Origin of the sequence: Sphingomonas faeni (assembly GCF_040407495.1) — a bacterium.
Taxonomy (GTDB): domain Bacteria; phylum Pseudomonadota; class Alphaproteobacteria; order Sphingomonadales; family Sphingomonadaceae; genus Sphingomonas; species Sphingomonas faeni_D.
This window is the reverse complement of the sequence record NZ_JAPZPP010000003.1, coordinates 535,793-559,440: the sequence shown is the minus strand read 5'-3', so window position 1 is coordinate 559,440 and position 23,648 is coordinate 535,793. Positions and strand designations below refer to the sequence as shown.

Genomic DNA, 23,648 nt, shown 5'->3' with positions numbered 1-23,648 from the left:
AGCTGACGACGGGCTAGGCTTGGCCATCATGCCAGCCCCATCGCACCGACCAAAAGGTCGATCAGCTTGATTCCCACGAACGGCGCGATCAGGCCGCCCAGGCCATACACGGCAAGGTTGCGCGCAAGTAGCGGCCCTGCAGCCATCGGCTTGTACGCGACGCCCTTGAGCGCGAGTGGCACCAGCATCGGGATGATAATCGCGTTGAAGATGATCGCCGACAGGATCGCGCTTTCGGGCGAGCCGAGCCGCATCACGTTCAGCACCCCCAGTCCCGGATAGAGCGCGACGAACATCGCCGGGATGATCGCGAAATACTTCGCCACGTCGTTCGCCACCGAGAAGGTCGTCAGCGCACCGCGAGTCATCAGCAGCTGTTTGCCGAGGCCAACGATCTCGATCAGCTTGGTCGGGTCGCTGTCGAGATCGACCATGTTGCCCGCCTCGCGTGCAGCCTGCGTGCCGGTGTTCATCGCCACGCCGACGTCCGCCTGCGCCAGCGCGGGCGCGTCGTTGGTGCCGTCGCCGCACATCGCGACCAGCCGCCCGCCCTGCTGTTCCTTGCGGATCAGGTCGAGCTTGTCCTCCGGCGTCGCTTGCGCGAGGAAGTCGTCGACGCCCGCCTCGGCAGCGATCGCGGCGGCGGTGAGCGGGTTGTCGCCGGTGATCATCACCGTGCGGATGCCCATCGCGCGCAGTTCGCCGAAGCGTTCGCGGATGCCGGCTTTCACGACGTCCTTGAGGAAGATCGCACCGAGCAACCGCCCATCGCGAGCGACCGCCAGCGGCGTGCCGCCTGCACGGGCGATCTCATCGGTGATCCGGCGCAGTTCGGTGGCCGCAGCGGTTGCCCCTGCCCCCGGATTGGCCTTCAAGATCGAGTCGACGGCCCCCTTCTGGATCAGCGAACCACCGACCATCACGCCCGAGATGCGCGTCTGCGCGGTGAACGGAATCACCTCCGCATCGCTCGGCAGTTCGCTGGTCGTAACCCCGAACTTCTCGCGCGCCAGCACGACGATCGAGCGGCCCTCGGGCGTTTCGTCGGCAAGACTCGCTAGCAACGCCGCCTCGGCCAGATCCTCGTCGCGCGTGCCGCCGACCGAGCGGAACTCGCTCGCCTGACGATCGCCGATCGTGATCGTGCCCGTCTTGTCGAGCAGCAGGACGTCGATATCGCCCGCTGCTTCGACCGCACGACCCGACTTCGCCAGCACGTTGAAGCGCACCAAACGGTCCATGCCCGCGATACCGATCGCCGACAGCAACGCCGCGATCGTCGTCGGGATCAGCGTGATGAGCAGCGCCGCGAGGATCGCGACCGGCACGCGGCCGCCCGCATAGCTGGCGAAACCGGGGATCGTGCCGACCGCGATCAGGAAGATGATCGTCAGCCCGACGAGCAGCAGCGTCAGCGCGATCTCGTTCGGCGTCTTCTGCCGCTCGGCGCCCTCGACGAGTGCGATCATGCGGTCGAGAAAACCTTCGCCGGGATTGGCGGTGACCTTCACGCGGATCTCGTCGGAGATGACGCGCGTGCCCGCCGTCACCGCCGAGCGATCGCCGCCCGCCTCGCGGATCACCGGTGCGCTCTCGCCGGTGATCGCGGCTTCGTTGACCGAGGCGACGCCCCAGACGACTTCGCCGTCCGCCGGGATCAGGTCACCCATCGTCACCAGGACGATGTCGCCCGCGCGGAGCATGCTGGCGGGGACGGACTCGACCTGGTCCCCCTTCATGCGGCGGGCGGTCAGCTCGGCCTTGGTCGCGCGCAACGACGCGGCCTGCGCCTTGCCGCGCCCTTCGGCGAGCGCTTCGGCGAAGGTGCCGAACAGCACGGTCAGCCACAGCCAGATCACCAGCTGGATCTTGAAGCCGACCGAGAGCCCGTCGCCGCCGACATTGACGAGGATCGTCAACAGCGTGGCGACGACGGCGGTGACGAACATCACCGGGTTGCGGATCAACTGCCGCGGATCGAGCTTGCGAAACGCGTCGCCGATCGCGGGAACGATCAAGTCGGCCGTGAACAGCGACTTGGTAGGGGTGCGTGCCATTTTGGCTTGTCCCGTCAGAAGGTTTTGCCGCTGATCATCGCGAGATGATCGGCGATGGGACCGAGCGCGAGGCTCGGCAGGAAGGTCAGGCCACCGACGATCAGGATGATCCCGACCAGCAGGCCGACCCACAGCGCACCCGTCGTCGGGAACGAACCTGCGCTTTCCGGCGTGTATTTCTTGGCGGCGAGACCACCGGCGATGGCGAGCATCGGCACGATGATGAAGAAGCGCCCGAGCCACATGGCGACCCCCAGCAAGCCATTGTAATAAGGCGTGTTGGCGGTGAGCCCGGCAAAGGCCGACCCGTTGTTCCCGACCGCGCTGGTGAACGCGTAGAGGATCTCGCTGAACCCGTGCGGCCCCTTGTTGAGCGGCCCCGCAAGCCCGTCCGGCAGCACGGCGCTGAGCGCGGTGAAGCCGAGGATGACGAGCGGCAGGATGGCGATCGCCAGCACCGCCAGTTTCACTTCGCGCGCCTCGATCTTCTTGCCGACATATTCGGGCGTGCGGCCGACCATCAAGCCCGCAACGAACACCGCGAGGATGGCGAACAGCAGGAAGCCGTAGATGCCCGCGCCGACGCCGCCGATGACGACTTCGCCGAGTTGCATGTTGAGCAGCGGGATCATGCCGCCGAGCGCCGTGAAGCTGTCGTGCATCGCGTTGACCGCGCCGCACGATGCGGCAGTGGTTACGACCGAGAACAAGGCGGACGCGGCGATCCCGAAGCGGACCTCCTTGCCTTCCATGTTGCCGCCCGCAACGCCGATCTGGTGGAGGATCGGGTTGCCCGCGGCTTCCTGGGCATAGGTGATCGTGACGCCGGCGAGGAACAGTACGAGCATCGCCGAGAGGATCGCCCAGCCTTGTTTCGTGTTGCCGACGGCCTTGCCGAACGTCCAGGTCAGGCCGAAGCCGACGACGAAGATCGACAGCATCTGCACGAGGTTGACCAGCGCGGTCGGGTTCTCGAACGGATGCGCCGAGTTCGCGTTGAAGAAGCCGCCACCATTGGTGCCGAGCATCTTGATCGCTTCCTGGCTCGCCACCGGACCGAGGACCAGCGTCTGCTTGAGCCCTTCGAGCGTGGAGATGTCCACCGTGCCGGCCATCGTCTGCGGCACGCCGCTGGCGATGTAGAAGAGCGTCACAACGACGCAGATCGGCAGCAGCACGTAGAGCGTGACGCGCGTCATGTCGGCCCAGAAATTACCGATCGTTGCGCTCGAGCGCCGAGCGAACCCGCGGAACAGCGCGAACGCCAGCGCGATGCCGGTCGCCGCCGACAGGAAGTTGTGGATCGTCAGCCCAAACATCTGGCTGAAGTTCGACATGGTCGTCTCGCCGGCATAGCTCTGCCAGTTGGTGTTCGCCGTGAAGCTGATCGCGGTGTTGAACGCGAGATGGGGGTTGAGCCCCGCGAGGCCCTGCGGATTGCCCGGCAACACGCCCTGCAGACGCAGCACCGCGTAGGTCAGTGCCATCAGCACGGCGTTGAACACGATCATGTGCAGGGCGTAGCGGCGCCAGCCCTGCTCTTGTTTCGGATCGATGCCGCTGAGCTTGTAGAAGCCGGTCTCGACCGGTCCGAGGATTGCGTGGATCGGGGTGCGGCGGCCTTCGTACAAGGCGAACAGCCACAGGCCGACGGGTTTGGTCAACGCCAGCAGGATGCCGACGAAGCCCAGGATGAGGATCCATCCTTCGAATGTCATGGGCGCGCGCTCCTAAAAGCGTTCGGGACGGATCAGCACCGCCACGAGGTAAAACAGCAGCCCGAGCGCGACGATCGCGGCGAGCCAGAGGTCGAGGGTCATGGCTATGTCCTCACGCGTTGTCGCAAAGGCGGACATAGGCGAGCGTCGCCGCCACCAGTCCGACCATGAACGCTATCCAGAGTAGATCCTGCATCGGTCGATCCTTCAGAAGGCGGCGGTGAGCGAGGCGACGATCGTGCCGTCGGCGATCGATCCGGTTCCGTCCTGGCCGCGGCTGAAGCTCGGCTGGAGATACGCAGCACTGCGACGCGTGATGTCGGTGTCGACATAGCTCACGTTGAGGGTGAGGTTTCGATACGTAGTGTCCGCACCCAGCGACCAATCCCAATAGTCGCCGGTCGGCGCCGCGCTGGTCGCGTTGGGCCCGAGGCCGTCATTGCCCCAGCTATGGCCAATATGCGCCTTGGCGGTGATCGGCGTCCCTGCGATCGCGAACGCGCCATCGCCGGTGAGGTAGAGGTTGTCCTCCTTGTCGCCCGCGTCTGTGTAGACGCCCGCGGCGGCATCGGCGCCGGTGCGATACCATTTGCCGAGCGCCTGCTGCTTCGGCGCATAGAAGGCGCTCGCGGTCAGCGTCGCCGGGCCGGTCGTGCCGCTGAGCTTTACATAGGGCTCGGCGTAATCAGTCTTCGAGGCGCCGCCCGGATACATGTACCAGGTCAGGCCGACGTCGATCGTCGCGTTGTCCGCGAGCTTGTGCTTGTAGCCGCCGATCAGGTCGAGCTCCATGTTCGAGCCGCCGAACGTACCCCAGCCCGACAGGTTCGATCCCCATGCGCCGACGTAGATGCCGCTCTGGTGCGCGATCGTCAGCCCGCCCTGGATCGCGCCGTCCTTGTCCGACTGCGACACGCCGCGCAGGCGGTAGTCGGTCGCGAGCGTCACCGAACCGGAAACGGTTACCGGAGACGGCGGCGCGGTGTCCTGTGCGAACGCGGGCGTGGCGATACCGGCGAGAAGTCCGGCGGCGGCGGCGAAACGAAGAATGTGCATTGCGGTCCCCATGCGCGGGCCGCCGAAAGGATGGCGGTTCGCGAGGACTGGCAATTAGGCTCCGGCGACGTAGCAATTCGAGATCGATTGCCGGGCCGGAGCATATGTTTCCCGTAGTATTGTCGGAATTATCGACGGCTACCGTACTGGCCGAGATGCACCACCCCGGCGGAAGCCGGAGCCCAGGTGTAAAGGTCGCTGTGACGAAGCGCACCCGCCGATAGCATCGTTGCCCAACTGGGCCCCGGCCTCCGCCGGGGCGGTGCCGGCCCAGTGTCGATCAGCATTACCGACTTACTGTGCGGTGCGGCGAAGGATCAGCCAGCCGGCGATACCCGACAGGATCGAGCCGGCGAACACGCCGACCTTTACCGCGTCCATCGCATGCGGTGCGCCGGCGAACGCAAGCCTGCCGATGAACAGGCTCATCGTGAAGCCGATCCCGCACAGCACGGCCATGCCGTACACCTGCGTCCAGCGCGCGTTCCTGGGCGCCTCGGCCAGCCGGAACGTCACAAGCCCACGGATCGTCGCGAAGATGCCGATCTGCTTGCCGAGAAACAGCCCCAGCATGATCCCGACCGGCAGTGGCGCAATCACGTCCGCCGCCACCATCCCGCCGAACGCGATGCCCGCATTGGCGAACCCGAACGCCGGCACGATCAGGAAACTCGACCAGGGCTGGAGTGCGTGTTCAAGACGTTTCAGCGGCGGCTGACCGTCTCCCGTCCGCAGCGGAATCGTCAACGCGACCGCCACGCCGGCGAGCGTCGCATGGACACCCGACAGCAATACGCCATACCAGATCCCGACGCCGATCAGCAGGTACGGCACCAACGACCGCACCCCCGACAGGTTCAGGATGACGAGCACGCCGAGCCCCGCGCCCGCGCCGAGCAACGGCAGCAGTGCGATATGGCCGGTGTAGAACAGCGCGATGACGAGGATCGCGAGCAGGTCGTCGATCACCGCGATCGCCGTTAGCAACACTTTCAACGAGGTCGGTACGCGCGACCCGAGCAGGGCCAGGATGCCGAGCGCGAACGCGATGTCGGTCGCCGCCGGGATCGCCCAGCCGCGCAGATTGGCGGGCGTATCCATGTTGACCAGCACATAGAAGGCCGCCGGCACCGCCATGCCCGCGAGCGCCGCCGCCCCGGGCATGATGCGCTCGCCCCAGGTCGACAGATGCCCCGAGACGAACTCGCTCTTCACTTCCAGCCCGATCAGCAGGAAGAACAGCGCCATCAAACCGTCGTCGATCCAGTGATGGACGCTCATCCCGCCGACTACGTGGTGCAGTGTCGCGAAGTACGTCGGCGCGAGCGGTGAATTCGCGACGATCAGTGCCGCTATTGCCGCCGCGAGCAGCACGATGGCCCCGGCCGCATCACTCGAGAAAAAGCGGCGGATCGCGGTCAAAGACCTTCGCCGCCCACCCATTGCGCGTTCGACAGGCGGCGCGCGAGGTCCCAGCTCTGGACGCGGATATCGGGCACCGCGACCACCTCCCACAGCCCGCCGCGGGTCATCGGCCCGATGCAGTGGATCCGGTCATCCGGCGTCCCGTCCGCACGAATCGCGCGCGACTGCGCGTCGACGTCGACGCCGAGCCGCAACGGATCGGGCCGGATCGCGCCGGCGGCGAGCAGGTGCTTCACGAGCGGCTCCTCCGAGCGCAGCAGGTCGCCCTGCGGCCCGGTGCAATTGACGATCCGCGCCGCGCGCGTGACGACCGGGTCGGTCTCGCCGCGTGGTCGCCACGTCAGCTTTGCCTGCATACCGTCGGCTTCGGCGGACACGATCTTGCCCGCCGCGAAGGTCAGCCGCCCGGTCGCGACGAGCGCTTCGACCCGGTCCGCAACCGCCGGTGCGAGCCGGTGGCGATGGACGTCCCAATAGGGCCGCAGATGGCGAAGGAAGCGTCCGCGCACCTCCTGCGACGCCGCCGCCCACAGCATCTGCGTGACCGGACGAAGCTCGTCGACTGCGCAACGCCAGCCTTCCTGCGCAGCGCGTGCACGAACATGGCGGACGAGGTCGATCAGCCCGCCCTGCGGCTTGTCCGAGACACCGCGGTGCGCCGGCGCGCCATCGACGTGCCGTCGCGGCGACAACCCGCGTCGCGACATCGCCAGGATATTTCCGGCGAACCCCTGCGCATCGAGCAGCAACGCCGCGTCGATCGCGGTCAGCCCGGTTCCGACCAGCACGACGGTGTCGTCCGCGCCCAGTCCCTCGGCGAGATTGGCCGCCCACGGGTCCGCGTAGTAGACACCGGTCGGCAGCATGTCCGGCTTCAGCCCCGGCGGGGTATGCGGTGGCAGGTTGCCGAGCGCGAGCACCGCGGTGTCGGCCGCGATCTTGCGCCCATCCGCCATCGTCAGCGTCACCCCGTCGCGTTCGACCGGATCGATCGCGCAGACCTCGCCCTCGACATGCACCAGCCGGCCATCCGATTCCGCGATCGCCGCATCGAGCAGTTCGCGCAGATACGCGCCATAGGTGGTGCGCGGGACGAAGGTCTTGCGGTCGCCCTTGCCGTGCGTCTCCAGCCAGCGGACGAAGTGATCGGGGTCGTCGGGCAGCGCACTCATGTTGCCGGCACGGACGTTGAGCAGGTGATCCGGATGCGCCGCACTATACGCGACGCCCCGCGCGAGCTGCCGATCACGCCGCTCGATCAAGGTCACGCGCGGCCCCTCGTGCCGCATCAGATTGACCGCGAAAAGCGCACCGGAAAAGCCGCCACCCACGACGACGACATGATCCTCGGGCCCCGCGATCCGCGGCATGGTAGCTGATTGGTCCATCTGTACGCTCACCCGTGTTGTCGCGGGAAGCCATGCCCGATTCAGACCAGCTAGCCCAGCCCCGGTGCCAAAAGGCCTGTCCTCTGCGACTTCCGTCATCCTGACGAAAGTTGGGATGACGGGGTTGTGAGAAACCACCCTATGCCTCCGTCATGCCGGGCTTGTTCCGGCATCCACCGTTCCGCTGGATCGACCCTTTCGACTTTGCGGAACGGTCGCCCCCGCAACCCGGCGGAAACTGTCCCTCTCAACCGGTAAGACATGTTTCCCCGCGAAGGCGGGGATCCAGACTGGACTCCCGCCTTCGCGGGAGAACAAGGAAGCGCATGGTGCCGTACGAATGCGAACCCGGACTTGTTCGAAAGCTATAGGATCCGAACCAGTCCGGGATGAGGGAGATCATGGTGTCCGCCTGCCCCTGCCCTAAGGCCGGAACGCGCCGATGCCCGCGATCGCCATCTTCGGCTGCGTGGTCGCGACCGTCGTGAAGCCCAGCATCAGGTACCGCGCCGCTCGTGCCTTGGCGAAGGTGATGCGCTGCGTCGCCCGCGCATAGGCGATGTTGCCGAACTCGCCCTCGCCCGCCGGCGTCCAGGTCCTGCCGTCCTCACTCGTCTCGACGCTGTAGCGCCCCGGCGGTCCTGCGTCCGGCAGCGCCTGCCGGGTCGGCGTCAGGCTGAACCCGGCGACCTGCTCCGCCTTGCCCATGTCGATCATCAGCATCACGATGCCCGTCGGTGTCGGCGCGGGCGTCGTCCAGACGGTCGCGAGATCGTCGTCGAGCACCGCCTCCGCACCGGCCAATCCGGGCTTCACCACACCCGCCAACGATTTCTCCCCCGCGAAATCCGGCTTGCCCGCCTTCATCGCCAGAGTGTGCTGGATCGCGCTGACGATCGTCCACCCGGTCTTCGAGATGATCTTGTTGCCCGTCGCCTGCGAGGCCGCGATCGCGACCGGCGCGACGCTCAGGAATAGCGACAGCTCGGTGATCGCCGGGCACGCCGGCGCCTCGACGATCCGCAACCGCACGCGCCGCGCGGTCACCGGCTCTGGCAGGCGGATGATCCGTTGCGCCCCGATGCACTCGTGCACCGCGACCTCACGCCACGCGCCCTTCGCATCCGCCACATCGATCGCGAACTTCGTCACGCGCACACCGAGGTCGAGCGCCTCGCGGATCCGGATCAGGTCGAACCGGCGCCCCGGCGGCAGGTCGAGCACCAGCGACGGCGTCTTCATCGCATCCGGCGTGCTCCAATAGGTGTCGCGATTGCCGTCGAGCACGTTGGCCGGCGCAAACCGGGCGCCGCGCGATGGGCCGCTCGCCACCGCGCCCTTCGCCAGATCGGTCTTGAAGCTGCCACGCAACGCATCGCCGAACGATTTCAGCGACGCGAGATCGGGCTCCGCGATCAGCCCGCGGCGATCGGGCGGCAGGTTGAGCATCATGTTGGTGCCGCGCCCGACCGACTCGTCGTGGAACTGCATCAGCCGCTGCGGCGACTTCACCTGGAGGTCCTCGTCGGCATGATAGAACCAGCCCGGACGAATCGACGTGTTGGTCTCCGCCGGCCACCAGAGTGGCGCCCCGCGCACGCCCGAATTGCCCTCCGACTGGACATACGGATGGTTCGGCATCGTCGGCCAGCAAGGATCGCCCGCGTGACCGTCCTCGTTGCCGACCCAGCGGATATCCGCGCCGAGCGGATCGAAGGTGCACGCCATCGGCTGCAATTTGTGGACCAGCGCGATGATCGACGGCCAGTTGTAATATTTCGGCGCATCGATCTTCCGCGCCTCGCGCGCGCCGCCATAATAGCCGTCGCCGCCGTTCGCGCCGTCGAACCAGACTTCGAACAGCTCCCCGTAATTGGTGCAGAGATCGGTAAGCTGCGCGCGGAAATACTCGACATACGCGAGGGTGCCATAATCGGCGCGGTTGCGATCCCACGGCGACAGATACAGGCCGTAGGAAATCCCGCCGCGGCGGCACGCATCGCCCAGTTCGCGGACGATATCGCCCTTGCCGCCCTTGTACGGGCTGTTGCGGATGCAATGCTCGGTCAGCTTTGTGGGCCAGAGGCAGAAGCCGTCATGGTGCTTGGCGGTCAGGACGAGGCCGGTGAGCCCCGCGCTTTTCGCCGCCGCGACGATCTGGTCTGGATCGAACGCGGTCGGGTCGAACAGCTTCGGGTCCTCGTCGCCATAGCCCCATTCCTTGTCGGTCCAGGTGTTCAGCGTGAAGTGGACGAAGCCGTAGCGCTCGCGCTTGTGCCATGCGAGCTGGCGGACGCTCGGCGTCGCGCCCCACGGGGCGGGTGCACCGACCGGGGCCGCCGCACTGGTCCGGCCAGCCGCAGCAGTAGCGAGCGTACCGGCGATCAACGCGCGGCGGTTCAGGTCTAACGTCATCGCGAAACTCCGGTAGTTGCTGGCGGCCGATCGGCAGTCGCGCGGCCAAAATCACGGTTGGGCGTGGCGCCCATCTCGAACACCAGCCGCCCGCCACGAGTGATGTCGGCATGCGCGATCCAGCTCTTAGTCCAGGGCTCGCCGTTCCACGTCACCGATTGGACGTACGGCCGATCCGCCGCATTGCCGCGTGCCTCGACGACCAGCGTCCTGCCGGCACCGACGCGCATCTCCGCACGGTCGAACAGCGGCGACCCCAGCACGTAGTTCGCGCTCACCGGATCGACCGGATACAGCCCGAGCGCGCTCAGCACGAACCACGCGCTCATCTGCCCGCAATCGTCGTTGCCGATGATGCCGTCGGGATCGTCCTTATACATCTCGGTCAGCAGCCGGCGGACCATTCCTTGCGTCTTCCACGCCGCGCCACAATAGGCGTACATGTACGCGACGTGGTGGCTCGGCTCGTTGCCGTGCGCATATTGGCCGACCAGCCCGCTGATATCGGGCGGCGCGTCCTTCGGCAGGATCGACGGCGCGTTGAACAGCCCGTCGAGCTTCGCCTCGAACTTCGCATCGCCGCCCATCGCCGCGATCAGCCCGTAGACGTCGTGCTGGTTGAGGAACGTCGCCTGCCAGCCATTGCTCTCGGTAAAATCGCGCCACTTGCTCGAATGGCCGAGCGCGATCGGATCGTACGGCGCGGTCCATTTTCCGTTCGCAAGCTTGGGCCGCGCAAACCCGATCGACGCATCGAACACGTTGCGCCAATTCCCGCTACGCTTGCGCAAGCGTGCCGCGTCGGCGGTCGCGCCCGCAGCATCGGCCAGACTCGCCGAAGCGTAATCGTCATACGCATATTCGAGCGTGCGCGACACCGACTCGAACACCGTGTCGGCCGGCACATAGCCGAGCGTGTCGTAAGGCTTGATCCCGAGGCTGTTGTCGAGATTTGGCATCGCGAAGTCGAACGACCGGCGGCGCACGTTCGGCCACGCCGCGCCGTAGTTCGCGGGCACGCCCTTCGCGCGCGCCTCGGCCATCACCGACACCGAATGCCAGCCGATCATGCAGCCCGTCTCGACGCCCTGCAAAGGCCAGACCGGCGGGCCGTACGGGCTCTGCTGCGTCTGCCGGATCAGGTCGCCGACGAGTTCCGCGGTGCGCTCCGGCTCGATCAGCGTGAGCAGCGGATGCAGCGCGCGATACGTGTCCCACATCGAATAGGTGCTGTAGGCACGGTCCTTGCCGGTCACCGTATGCACCCGCCGGTCGAGCCCGACATAGCGTCCGTCGACATCGGAGAAGAGCGTCGGCGCGAGCTGCGCATGGTACAGCGCGCTCGCCATGATCGTGCGCTGCGCCGGCGTCCCACCCTCGACGCTGACCGCAGCAAGCACAGGCGCCCAAAGCTTGGTCGCCTCGGCACGGTAGCGGTCGAAATCCCAATGCCGCGCCTCGGCCGCAAGGTTCGCGCGCGCACCGGCGACGTCGACTGCGGAGATGCCGGTGCGGATCACGATCGGCGCGGCACCCGCGTCGTCATAGTGCAGCACAGCCTTTACGCGCTTGCCCGCGACGCCCTTCGCGGCCGCTGGCTGCGCGACGTCGCCATCGCCGTAGAACACGATCCGGTCAGGCTTGCGCGACAGCTGCATCGCGAAATGGATCCGCCGCCCCTTCGCCCAGCGGAACACGCGCCGGCTGCCGGTCAGCATGCCGGTTTCGTCGATGTTCAGCGAGGCGTCGTCGATCAGCACGCCCTGATCGGACTTGTCGAGGATCAGGTGCGACAGGTTGACGAGGATATGCCCCGCGCCCCCCGGAAATACGTGGCGCTGGATGCCGGTCCGCTCGGTCGCGGTCAGCTCCGCGCGGACGCCCGATTCCAGCGTCACGCGGTAATAGCCCGGCTCGGCATGCTCGGCGGAGAAGCGCTGGCGATACCCCGCATCGGGATCGGCGAGCGTGCCCGGAATCAGCTGCACCGGCCCCCGGCTAGGCACCACCAGCACGTCGAGCATGTCGCCGATACCGGTGCCCGACAAATGCGTGTGGCTGAACCCCATGATCGACGTATCGGTGCGATGATAGCCCGAACACGCATCCCAGCGCTCGACGTCGGTATCGGGGCTGAGCTGCACCATCCCGAACGGCAGCGTCGCGCCCGGATAGGTGTGGCCATGCCCGCCGGTGCCGACGAACAGGTCTGGCGCCGTCGTGGTTCGCGGCGTGGCGGCAAACGTCGCGCGCGCAGTGAGCGCAAGTGCGCCGCTACCGGCGAGGAGCATACGGCGGGAGATCATGCGCGGACTCCAAGAAGGGCGGGACGTTTGGCGGCGATGTCGACGACCAACTCGCCGAACAACCCGTTCGCCCAGGCGAACCAGGCGCGGGTAAATTTCGCGCCGTCGTCCTGGTTGAAGGATTCGTGCATGAACCCGGTGCCGCCATGCGTCGCCTTCAGCGCGGCGACGCTCCGCGCGACGGTCGCGTCGTCACCGGTCTCGAGCGCGTTCAGCGCGTGCATCACGATCGACATCGGCCAGATCTCGCGCAAGCCCGTATGCGGACTGCCGATCCCCTCCGCTGCCTTGCCGGTGAAGAAATACGCGTTGTCCTTGCTCCACGCGCGTGCCGCGGTGCGCTGCCAGAGCGGATCGTCGGCCTTTACCGCGCCGAGATAGGCGAGCCCCGACAGGCTCGGCACATTGGCGTCGTCCATGAAGATCGCATTGCCATAGCCATCGACCTCATACGCCCAGACCGGCTGGCCGTCCGCCCCCCTGGTCATGCCGTGCAGCCGCAACGCTGCCTCGACCTCGTCCGCCAGCGCAGACGCATCCGCCGCCAGCGCCGCGTCGGGTCGGGCGCGTGTCGCGAGTTCCGCCAACTGGCGCAGCGCACGAACCGCGAAGATGTTCGACGGGATCAGGAACGGGAGCACGCACGCATCGTCCGAAGGCCGGAACCCGCAATGGATCAGCCCGACCGGGCGCGACGGCGGCCCATAGCCGTCGAGCGCCATGCTTTCCCCGACGATCGGCGACGAGCGACGGAAGCGATACGGGCCCGGCCCGTCCTTGCGCTGTTGCTCGCGGAACGTCCGGATCGACGCACGCGCCCCGTCCGCCCACAGCGCATCGAACGGCGCGGTATCGCCGGTCGCCTGCCAATACGCGTGCGCGATCCACATCGGGTAGCAGAGCGAATCCACCTCCCACTTCCGCTCGCCGACGCCCGGCTTCATCACCGTGTCGTCGATCAGTGACCAACTCAGATTGGTCTTCGCCGACGGATCGTGCATGAACGCGTTGGCGTACGGATCGATCAGGATGCACCGCGCCTGCCGCGCGATCAGCCCGCGAAACAGCATCCGCAACGCCGGATCGCGCTTCGCCAGCGGCAAATACGGATGGACCTGTGCCGAGCTGTCGCGCAGCCACATGCAGTCGATGTCGCCGGTGATGACGAACGCATCGGGCTTGCCGTCGACCGCGCCCATGAACACCGTCGTGTCGAGCGTGTTCGGGTAGCAATTCGCGAACATCCAGGCGAGTTCGGGATCGGCGATCTTCGCCGACACGCGCGCGATCTCCGCCTCGACCGCGCGGCTGGTGTAGCGGCGATCGCCAATCTTCGGGCGCTTGCTGACGAACGACGGTGCGGCCACGCGCAGCGGTCCCGCAAGCCCCAGTGCCGCAGCACCGGCAATCAGCGAACGGCGGTCGATCATTTCGGCAAATCCCGCGTTCCCGTCACGGTGAAGACGGTATCGACACCCGGTCCGTCGCCAGGCTGGCCGCCGCCGATGTGCAGCCGGTATTCGCCCGGTACGACACGGCGCGTTCCTGCCGCATCGACGCTGCTCATGCCACGAGGATCGATCGTGAATGCCACGCGTGCCGTCTGCCCCGGCTTTACTGTCTGGCGCCTGAACCCGACGAGCTGCCGCTGAAGGACGGGATCGTTGAAGCGCGGCTTCACAGCCGGCTCGGGCGGCACGAGATACGCCTGCACCACCTCGTCGCCCGCAACCTTGCCGACATTGCGCACCGGCACCTCGACGGTGAAGCTCTCCCCCGCGGTTATCGTGCTGCGTGCGAGTTTGGGCGCGGCATAAGCGAACTGCGTATAGCTCAGCCCATGCCCGAAACCCCAGAGTGGCGTGCCCGTGAAGTAGCGATACGTCCGCTCGCGCATGTTGTAGTCGATGAACGCGGGCAGATCGCGCGTCTTCGCGTAGAACGTCACCGGCAGTCGGCCGCCCGGATTGCTCCTGCCAACCAGCGTATCGGCGATCGCCTGCCCGCCAGCCTGCCCCGGATACCAGCCGACCAGGATCGCATCGGCATGTGCCTTCGCCCAGGTCATCGCGACCGCGCTGCCGGTCATCAGCACGACCACCAGCGGCTTGCCGGTCGCCTTGGCCGCTTCGAGCAACTTCACCTGCGCGGCCGGGAGCCCGATATCGGTCCGATCGCCGCCCGAGAACCCGGCGACCTCGATCTGCAACGCCTCGCCCTCGACCGCGGGCGATAGGCCGACGAACGCGACGATCGCATCGGCATCCTTCGCCGCGGCGACCGCCTCCGCAACCTGCGCATCGGCCGGCGCGGTCCAGGTCAGCCGTAGCCCCTGATCCTCACCGCTATGCGCAAGCTCGACACGGATCGCGTGTGGGCCGGCGGCCAGCGTCACCGCCGCCTCGACATTCTTGCCGCCGCCGTCGTCATCGGCGACCGGCTTCCCGTCGATCCACAACCGCGACGGATCATGCCCCTTGCAGTCGAAACAGCGCGGCACGTCGAGCCGGAACACATAGTCACCCGCCGCCGGCGCGGTGATCGTACCCGTCCAGCGCACCGAAAATGCGGCCGGGTCGATCCCCGGCGCAGGCTCGGTGCGGTCCCAGTCAAAGTCGATCAGCCGGTCGGCGCGTACCACCGACGTGCCGGTGAAATCGCTCGCTCGGAAATACTCGCCACGCAGCGACAGCGCAGTGTCGGGCACCGGCACGGGCACGCCCTCGGCGATGCTCGATCCTTGCGCATACCGAACGCCCCCGAACGATGTGCGCAGCGCCGCCAGTGGCGTGATCGGCGCCCCCGCGGTACCGTGATAATTCGCCTCCAGCACGTCGACGCTGTCGGCATTCGGCCCGATCACCGCGATCTTCGCCGATGGTTTCAGCGGCAGCACGCCGTTGTTCTGAACCAGCACCATCGCCTTCCGCGCCGCCTCCAGCGCCAGCGCACGATGCGCAGGCGTGTCGAACTCGGTCGGCTTGATCCGATCCCACGGACTGGTCGTCCCGAACGCCCCGCCGAGCATCCGCCGCACCGCGAACGTCCGCGTCAGGCTCGTGTCGAGCGTCGCCTCGGGCACCAGCCCTCGCCGCACCGCATCGCCGAGCGCCGCGTAGGTCCGCCCGCAATTGAAATCCATCCCCGCAGCAATCGCCGCCGCCGATCCGCTCGCAGTATCGGGCCGATAATAATGGTAGTTCGAGATATTCCCGACCGCATCGCAGTCGGACACGATCAGCCCTTTGAAGCCCCATTCCTTACGCACTGTCTGGTTGAGCAATGGCTCCGACGCGCACACCGGCACGCCGTGGATCGCGTTGTACGCGCACATCGTCGACAGCGCCTTGCCCTCGGTCAGCGCAAGCCGGAACGCAGGCAGGAACGTCGCCTCGCGATCATGCGGCGAGATATCGACATCGAACCCGTCGCGCCCTGCCTCGGGTCCGCTATGCGCGGCGAGATGCTTCGGCGTGCCGATCACCTTCGGATGCGCGAGGTCGGGCCCCTGCAACCCGCCGATGAACGCGACGCCGAGCCGCCCCGTCAGATACGGGTCCTCGCCATACGTCTCCTGCCCACGACCCCAGCGCGGATCGCGAAAGATGTTGATGTTGGGCGACCAGATCGTCAGCCCCTGATAGCGCGTCCGGTCACCCGCCGGCAGCGCGTTGGACTTCGCGCGCGCCTCGGTAGACACGACATCGCCGACGCGCCTGAGCAGCGCCTCGTCCCACGTCGCGGCGAGGCCGATCGCCTGCGGAAACACCGTCGCCACGCCGTTGCGCGCAAGCCCGTGCAGCCCCTCGTTCCAGTAATCATACGCGGGCAAATTCAGCCGCGGGATCGCCGGCGCGACGCTCTGCAACTGCGCCGCCTTCTCGTCGAGCGTCATGCTCCGCACCGCCGGATCGACGGTTTGGGCAAGCGCTGACGACGCGAGCAACAGGCCGGGCACGAAGGCGAGCCGGGCAAACCTGGTCGAGAGGCGCCCCCTCCCCCCATCCGTCATCCTGGGCTCGACCCAGGATTCAGAGCCACGAGCGGCGGCGTCCGTAACTCTGGATCCCAGCGTTCGCTGGGATGACGGCGGGGTGGTATCGTCGCGCACTCTCTGGGCTGACGGCGCGGTGGGGGCGTGGTCGCGCATCACGACTTCACCGCCGCGACACCGGCCAGAGTCCGGACCGACAAGGCACGCCGCAGCGCCGCAGCGGATGCTTTCGAAGCAACAGTCACCGTAATGCTCTCCCCCGGCAGCAGATCGAACGCATTGTCCGATGGCGTCGCCTCGACCTTGCCGAAATCGATCCATACCGCGCGCGCCAGCTTGGTCGCGGTCAGTGTCAGGCGATTGGTCTCCCAGGTCGCGGTCAGTCCTGGATCGGGCAGCGTCATCGTTTTGGGGGCTGCCGACACGAGCGCACGCGACGTCACGCGGCCGTCTACCAGCAACTCCGCCACCGCGATCGTCCGCGCCGGATCACCACCCGCGAACAGCGTCGCATCGGGCAGCGTCGCCACCGCCGTCGCGGACAAAGGCGCCAACGTCGCAGCTTCCTCGCGCGTCGCGACGACCTTGCCGTCGACGTCAAGCGTCCGCACCCGCCACTTCGCCTCGGTCGGCACCGTCGCGTCTGAGATCAGGCTGACCTTGGTCAACCCGTCCTTGCGCTCGGCGGCGATCGCCAGCGGCGCGTAGAAATGCCGGGCGCGGAACTGCAGCGCCTTCCAGCGGCCGTAATAATCGATGCTGGCCCATGACGCGCCCGGCCAGACGTCGTTGATCTGCCAGAACAGCGACCCCATCGTCACCGGCCGGCACGCGCGGTGGTGCAGCGCGGCGAGTTCGATCCCCTCCGCCTGCATCACCTGGCTCAGATACACGAACTCGGCGAAGTCGCGCGGCTCGCGGTATTTCTCGCGGATGTAGAACAGCAGCCGGTCGTTACCCTCGCCCTTCAGGAACTTCTGGTGCGCCTTCATCACCGGCGACGTTGGCGAGAAGTCGGCGTCGGTCGCGAACGTCCGGATCGTCTTCATCTCGGGCATCGACTGCAGACCGTATTCGGACATGAACCGCGGGCTGCTGTCGAGATACGCCTCGACCGGTTTCTTGCCGCCCCAGACGTCCCAGTAATGCCGGTCGCCATCGGTATCGATGTCGGGCTTGTCCTCGTAATTGCTGCTCGGCGAGCCCGGCCAATAGACCGCATCGGGATCGCGGCGCTCGGCCGCATCGCGTAGCACGCGGTCGAACAGGATCGCCATGCCGACGCCGATCTTTTCCTGCTCGTCGGCGCCGACCGTCTTCTTGTACGTGACGCGGTCACCCCAGCCGACCCAGCCGCTCAGCACTTCGTTATTCCCCGACCACAGCACGATCGAGGGATGCGCCTGGAGCCGGTCGACCTGCTCCTCGGCTTCGATCTTCACGGTCTCGCGGAACTCGCGATCGGGCGGTGTGATCGAGCCGCCGAACATGAAGTCCTGCCACACCATCAAGCCCATCTGGTCGGCGATGTCGTAGAACGCGTCGTCGAGATAATAGCCACCGCCCCACACGCGGATCATGTTCATGTTCGCGTCGCGCGCGCCGGCCATGACGGTGCGGATCTGGCTCTCGGGCACACGTGCGGGGAACATGTCGAACGGGATCAGGTTCGCGCCTTTGGCGAACACCGGAATGCCGTTGACGACGAACGCGAAGCCGCGGCCCTGCGCGTCCTTCTCACGAAGCAGTTCGACGGTGCGCAGGCCCGTGCGGCGCTGTGCGGTATCGATCGTCGCGCCGCCGTTGGTCAGTGTCGCCTTCACGGTGTAAAGCGGCTGCGCGCCATAGCCTGCGGGGAACCAGCGCTGCGGATTGGCGACGCTCACGGGTACCGCGACATGGCTCGCGCCCGCCGCGACGGTGACGGTCCGCGCCGCCTGCGTCACGCGACCGTCTGGCCCGGTAACCGCGACCTGCACGGTAACCGGACGCTCCTCGCCAGCGACCACGTCGAGTTCGGCGGACAACCGCGCTTCGGACTTCGTCAGCCCTTCCTGCGTAACCCGAAACGCCTCGATCCGCGCGTCGTCCCACGCCTCGATCCGCGCCGGCCGCCAGATCCCCTGCGCGACGATCCGAGGACCCCAGTCCCAGCCATAGTGGTATTTCGGCTTGCGGATATAGGGCGAGGTCTGCTTGCCCATCGGCTCGTCGCCGTAGATCGAATCATATTCGCCGGGCAGCGGGTTCTTCGCCTTGAGCACCATCGGCTGCAACGTCCGGATCGGTGAGCGGAACGTGATCAGCAGATCGTTCGCCCCCGGCTTCAGCACTGCCTTGACCGGCACGCGCCAGCGCCGATGCGCGTTGTCCGCGGCGAGCAGCTTCGTCCCGTTCAGCCGCACCTCGGCAAACGTATCGAGTCCGTCGAACACGAGGTCGACATGATCGCGCGCCAATTGCTCGGCGGTCATCCGCAAGGTCGTGCGATACTGCCAGTCGGTCAGCCCGACCCACTGGATCTTCGCTTCGTTAAGTCCCTTGTACGGATCGGGCACGATCTTCGCCGCCATCAGGTCGGTCTGCGCGCTGCCCGGCACGGTCGCGCGCAACCAGCGTGCTGCCTTGGGATGCGCCTTGGCAGCCGCCATGTCGGCCGGATCGATTCGCATCGACCAGCCACTATCGAGCACGACGCTGGTGCGCGGCGCGGCCAGCGCGGGGGTGGCGGCGCTTGCGAGCAGGAGAAGTACAGTCCAACGCATCAGTTCGTCTCCGTCAGTTGCATCGATTCCACCGCGTAGATCGGCGACTCGAGCGACTGGGTAAATTGCAGGCAAAGGTCGGCGTCGCCCTTCCCCTCGGGAAGTTTGCCGCGGAACGTCATGCGGTTCGGGCTGGTCGCCGGGTCGGGCAGCGGGAAGGTCGCCGCGATCGTCCCCTTGCACCCGCCCGCGCGCACGACCAGCTCGCCGTACGTGGTCACCGCATAATGCGGCACCAGCTTGCCCGCATCGTGCGCCAGCCCGTAATGCCGGGCGAGCCGGGCGACATCGATGCTGAAACCACGCGCCACGTCGAGCGGCGCGGCCGGATACATCGTGCACGAGTCGAAGATGTTGATGTTGTACACCGGTGCCAGCGCGGTCGCCTCCGCGGTCAGCGGTACGCGCAGGTTGAGCGAGCCGCCCGGGCACGCGACCATCTCCGAATTCGATCTACGCAACAGCGCGGCACGGCTCGTCTCGAACAGCCGCGGCACCGCGGTGGCGCGGCCATCGCTGGTGAACGCGGCGGCGCGAACGACGACGCCCGGCTTAAGCGACAACGGCGACGCATAGGCCTTCGATCGCGCGGTCGGCGCCTTGCCGTCGAGCGTGTAGCGGATCGTGCCATAGCCCGCCTGCGTCGCCAGCGTGACCGGCACCTTGCGCGCCCGCAGCGCATCGCCGCGCGTACCCTGCACCGCGAAATCGACCGCGAACGCGCTGTCCGCCGCCGCAATCCCGGCCCGCGCATACCGCCCCATCTGAGGTTCCAGCCGCGCGACGAAGCTCGCATAATCCTGCGTGGTCTTCGGCGACCAGGTCCGCTCGGCCAGCGCCGACAGTCGCGGGAACGTCGCGTGCTGCAACTGTTCGGGCGTCACGAAATACTCGCTGAACGCGTTGATCTGCGCGCCCAGCACATGCTGCACCTTGTCGGGTGCGAGGCCCTTCGGCTCGGGTTCGTACTTGTAGAGATCGGCGAGCGTGACGATCGCATCGCCACCCGAGATCCGCCCTGCCGGCTCGTCGCTGCGCGTGCTCTGCAAACTGTCGAGATACAGTGTCGGCGCCGGGCTGAGCACCACGTCATGGCCCTGGTTCGCGGCCTCGACGGCGCCCTTCTCGCCACGCCACGACATCACCGAGGCCGACGGCGGCAGACCGCCCTCAAGGATCTCGTCCCAGCCGATCATGCGGCGGCCGTGCTTCGCCAGATACTCGCCGAGCTGGTCGATCATCCAACTCTGCATCTGCATCTCGGTCTTGAGGCCAAGCGCCTTCATCTTGGCCTGCACCGCGGGCGACCGCTCCCACTGGTCCTTGACCGCCTCATCACCGCCGAGATGGATGAACTGCGACGGGAAAACGTCCATCAATTCGTCGAGGACATGCTTGATGAACGTCATGCTGCGGTCCTCCGGGCTGAACAGCCACGGGTTCACGCCCCAGTCGTGGCTGACGGCCGGACGATCGCCGAGCACGCCGACTTCCGCCGGATAGGACGCGACGGCCGCCTGCGCATGGCCCGGCAGGTCGATCTCCGGGACCACCGTGATCGCGCGGTCCTTGGCATAGGCGACCAGCGCCTTCAGCTCGGCCTGCGTGTAAAATCCACCGACCTTCGGCCCGGGCGCACCGCCACTGGACGGCGGGGTGCGCCAGGCGCCGATCCGCGTCAGGTCGGGATAGCGCTTGATCTCCATCCGCCAGCCCTGATCGTCGGTCAGGTGCAGATGCAGCACGTTCATCTTCTGCGCTGCGAGCTGATCGACCATGGCGTACAACGCCGGGATCGGTACGAAATGCCGCGCCGGATCGATCAGCAGGCCGCGCCATTTGAAGCGCGGCGCGTCGCGGATCGTCATCGCCGCCAGCGTGACCGGCTTGCCGATCGCCGCATCGGGGCTGAGCAACTGCGCCAGCGTCATCGCGCCGTGAACCAGCCCTGCATCGCCGCTCGCCGCGATCGTCACGCCGTTCGTGTCGACGGTCAGCACATACGCTTCGTCACCCGCAACGCCGGCATCCCGCACGAAGCGGATCGGCCCAGCGCCCGCGTCGTCCCCCAGCGTCAGCCCGCGAACGACCTTCACCTGCTGCACCAGCAACCGCGCCGCCGTCTTCGCCCCCGCATCGGTCGCGACGATCCCTGCACCTTCGGCGATCGTCAGCGTCCCCGCCCGCGTCTCGATCGATGCCGGCGCAGGGATCAATGGGGCAATCAGCTTGGGCCCCTCGGCCAACGCGGCGGTGGACGTCATCAGCAGCGCGAATGCGAGCGGGCGGAAACGGATCATGAAGGAGCCTTCGGCAATTGCGCAGGATCGGGCGGATAGGCGGCCGACCCCGCCTTGAACGGTTCGTAATCGCGGACGACGCCGCCAGCGCGCGCGCCCTCCGCGGTCAGGATATCGACCGTCACGGTGACGGGCGAAAGACGACCGGGCCACGATGCGGAGACCTTGGCGGTACCACCCGGCGCGATCACCGGCAGTGCCTCCTCACCCTCGCCGAGCAGCACGCGGTCGCCGCCCATCGCGCGCCAGTGCAGCCGCGCGCCGATCAGCGGATAGGACGGCAACGCATCCTTCGCCGGTCCGGCGATGGTCGCTGTGAAGCCGGTCGGCGTTTCCCCCGCCATCGTCAGGTCGACGGTCGCGGTAACCGTGCGGTTGGCGGCTTCCCAGGCGAAATAGCTCGGGCGGCGCTGTCGATCGGGATCGACCAGACCATGATCGACATAGCCGTCCGCAAGCCCCGCGAAGAGGTTCTTGTTCGAGCGGTAATCCGCATAGCTCCAGAAGATCGCGCCACCGACCCAGGGCCGCGTCGCGAACGCCGCGAGCTGGTCCTTAAGGTTGTCGGTCCGCGCGACATCTGCGCCTGCGCTGTCCTTAGAGAACGGTCCCGGCCAGCCGAATTCGGAAATAACCAGCATCCGGTCGGGATACGCCTTGTCGAACGCGTCGAGCCACGGCCCGACTTTGTCCACGGCGCCGCTCCAGGTCCCGAAATAGGCGTTGGCCATCACGAAGTCCGCCTCGACCAGGGCGGGTACGCGTACGGCACGCTCCGCGATCTGCGAGTCCGCAAACGTCACGAATCGACCGGGATCGATCGCGTTGATATGCGCCTTCATCGCCTTGACGAACGCGAGCCCCTGCGGCGTCGCGGCCTCGCTCTCGTTCATGATGCTCCACGCGAGCACGCTCGGATGGTTGCCGCTCTCGGCGATCATCTCGGCCATCATCGCCTTGGCGCGCACCAGCAGCCGCGGATCGCCCAATTGCGCCGCGGTCATCTGCCACATCGGGATCTCGGGGATCAGCAGCATGCCCGCGCGGTCGGCGGCGTCGAACACGCTCTGCGGCTGCGGATAATGCACCGGCCGCGTCAGCGTCACGTGGAGCGCAGCGAGATCGCGCATGTCGTGCAGGATCGTGCCGCGCGTTTCGGCAGCGCCTTCCCACGGCGAATCCTCATGCCGCGTCACGCCGGTGAGCCGTACCGCGACGTCGTTGACGTACAGCCGCCGGTCGCGGATCGCGAGCGTACGCAGGCCGATTGTATCCTCGCGCCGGTCGAGCACCACGCCGCCTTCGTCACGCAGTTCGGCGACGATCCGGTAAAGCTTACCCGCGCCGATCTGCCAGCGCTGCGGCTCGGCGATCGTCATCGCAACATCGGGCATAGCGCTCGAAGACGCGGCCACCGTGACGCTCTTGGAACTGCGCGCAACCTCGCGGCCGTCCGGATCGGTCGCAACCGTCGTCAGTCCGTAAGTATGCGCCATCGCGTCGACATTCTCGATCGCGACGCCGCTGGTAACAGTCGCGCTATCGGCGCGCAGGACCTGGCGAATGCGCTGGCGGCGGATCAGCCCACCCTCGGCGATCCGCAAGGACACGTCGCGCGTGATCCCGCCGCTATGCCACCAATCGTACCAGACGTTCCCGGACCCGGCCAAGCGCATCGCATAGCCCGGTATCGTCGCGAACCCCGGCCGGTCGTCCGCAGACACGACGATCCGGTTCGCCCCCGGCTTCAGTATCTTCGAAACATCGAGATCGAACGCGGTGTGCCCGCCCTCGTGGGTCCCGACGAGCGTCCCGTTCACCCACACCCGCGCCGCGTAGAATACCGCGTCGAAATGTAGTTCGAGATGCTTGCCGACGATCGCCTCGGTCACCACCAGCATGCGCGCATACCAGCCGACGCCCTCGGCGCCCGCACCGCGCGACAGCGGCCAGCTATGCGGAACCGCAACGCTTTCCGCCCCAAACGGATCGGCCTTCAGCCACGCCGGATCGGCCGGCGCATCCTTTGCCAGCCAGAAGCTCCACCCCGCATCGAGATCGATCCGCTCCGCCATAGCGGGCATCGGCACCAGCATCAGGACGGCCGAGGCGAATCCGACACCGTAATGCCCGATCCGCTGCAACCCTGTCCTGATCCATCCCGAAATCATGCGTGGCGGTGTGCTTCCATCGAAAAGGAAAGGCGCGCCGTTACCGACGCGCC

At 67.1% G+C, this 23,648-nt stretch carries 13 protein-coding genes; all 13 read right to left on the bottom strand.

The genetic code is table 11. The annotated features are described in order from the left end of the window. Positions 1-26: 26 nt before the first annotated feature. The gene (gene kdpB, locus O6W96_RS12580; protein ID WP_353469860.1) at positions 27-2,057 is read right to left on the bottom strand and encodes a potassium-transporting ATPase subunit KdpB; all 2,031 of its coding nucleotides are present in this window, start codon (positions 2,055-2,057) and stop codon (positions 27-29) included. A 14-nt stretch (positions 2,058-2,071) separates the two neighbouring features. After that, positions 2,072-3,775: a potassium-transporting ATPase subunit KdpA gene (gene kdpA / locus O6W96_RS12575; protein ID WP_353469859.1), complete on the bottom strand. Its 1,704-nt coding sequence runs from the start codon at positions 3,773-3,775 to the stop codon at positions 2,072-2,074. Between the two features lie 12 nt (positions 3,776-3,787). Next, positions 3,788-3,877 carry a K(+)-transporting ATPase subunit F gene (kdpF, locus tag O6W96_RS12570; RefSeq protein ID WP_055875324.1) on the bottom strand — a complete coding sequence of 30 codons (90 nt, stop codon included), beginning with the start codon at positions 3,875-3,877 and terminating at the stop codon, positions 3,788-3,790. 105 nt (positions 3,878-3,982) lie between these two features. Then, positions 3,983-4,831 carry a TorF family putative porin gene (locus O6W96_RS12565; RefSeq protein WP_353469858.1) on the bottom strand — a complete coding sequence of 283 codons (849 nt, stop codon included), beginning with the start codon at positions 4,829-4,831 and terminating at the stop codon, positions 3,983-3,985. Positions 4,832-5,125: 294 nt separating this feature from the next. Continuing rightward, entirely contained in the window at positions 5,126-6,253 is a 1,128-nt protein-coding gene (nhaA, locus tag O6W96_RS12560) for a Na+/H+ antiporter NhaA (RefSeq protein WP_353469857.1), read from the bottom strand. Further along, complete coding sequence (locus tag O6W96_RS12555; RefSeq protein ID WP_353469856.1) at positions 6,250-7,644, bottom strand: FAD/NAD(P)-binding protein; 1,395 nt, start codon at positions 7,642-7,644, stop codon at positions 6,250-6,252. The genes nhaA and O6W96_RS12555 overlap by 4 nt, the downstream gene beginning before the upstream one ends. Positions 7,645-8,067: 423 nt before the next feature. Beyond that, positions 8,068-10,059: an alpha-L-fucosidase gene (locus O6W96_RS12550; protein ID WP_353469855.1), complete on the bottom strand. Its 1,992-nt coding sequence runs from the start codon at positions 10,057-10,059 to the stop codon at positions 8,068-8,070. Further along, the gene (locus O6W96_RS12545; RefSeq protein ID WP_353469854.1) at positions 10,056-12,365 is read right to left on the bottom strand and encodes a GH92 family glycosyl hydrolase; all 2,310 of its coding nucleotides are present in this window, start codon (positions 12,363-12,365) and stop codon (positions 10,056-10,058) included. The genes O6W96_RS12550 and O6W96_RS12545 overlap by 4 nt, the downstream gene beginning before the upstream one ends. Beyond that, positions 12,362-13,795 (bottom strand): glycoside hydrolase family 125 protein, encoded by a 1,434-nt coding sequence (locus tag O6W96_RS12540; RefSeq protein ID WP_353469853.1) that lies wholly within the window; start codon positions 13,793-13,795, stop codon positions 12,362-12,364. The genes O6W96_RS12545 and O6W96_RS12540 overlap by 4 nt, the downstream gene beginning before the upstream one ends. Then, positions 13,792-16,323, bottom strand: coding sequence for a glycoside hydrolase family 3 C-terminal domain-containing protein (locus O6W96_RS12535; RefSeq protein WP_353469852.1), 2,532 nt, complete (start codon positions 16,321-16,323; stop codon positions 13,792-13,794). The genes O6W96_RS12540 and O6W96_RS12535 overlap by 4 nt, the downstream gene beginning before the upstream one ends. Before the next feature lie 191 nt (positions 16,324-16,514). Further along, on the bottom strand, positions 16,515-19,124 hold the full coding sequence (locus O6W96_RS12530) for a beta-mannosidase (protein ID WP_353469851.1): 2,610 nt from the start codon (positions 19,122-19,124) through the stop codon (positions 16,515-16,517). Then, the gene (locus tag O6W96_RS12525; protein ID WP_353469850.1) at positions 19,124-21,424 is read right to left on the bottom strand and encodes a beta-N-acetylhexosaminidase; all 2,301 of its coding nucleotides are present in this window, start codon (positions 21,422-21,424) and stop codon (positions 19,124-19,126) included. The genes O6W96_RS12530 and O6W96_RS12525 overlap by 1 nt, the downstream gene beginning before the upstream one ends. Next, positions 21,421-23,595 carry a glycoside hydrolase family 2 protein gene (locus O6W96_RS12520; protein ID WP_353469849.1) on the bottom strand — a complete coding sequence of 725 codons (2,175 nt, stop codon included), beginning with the start codon at positions 23,593-23,595 and terminating at the stop codon, positions 21,421-21,423. Before O6W96_RS12520 ends, O6W96_RS12525 begins: the two co-directional genes overlap by 4 nt. Positions 23,596-23,648: the final 53 nt, after the last annotated feature.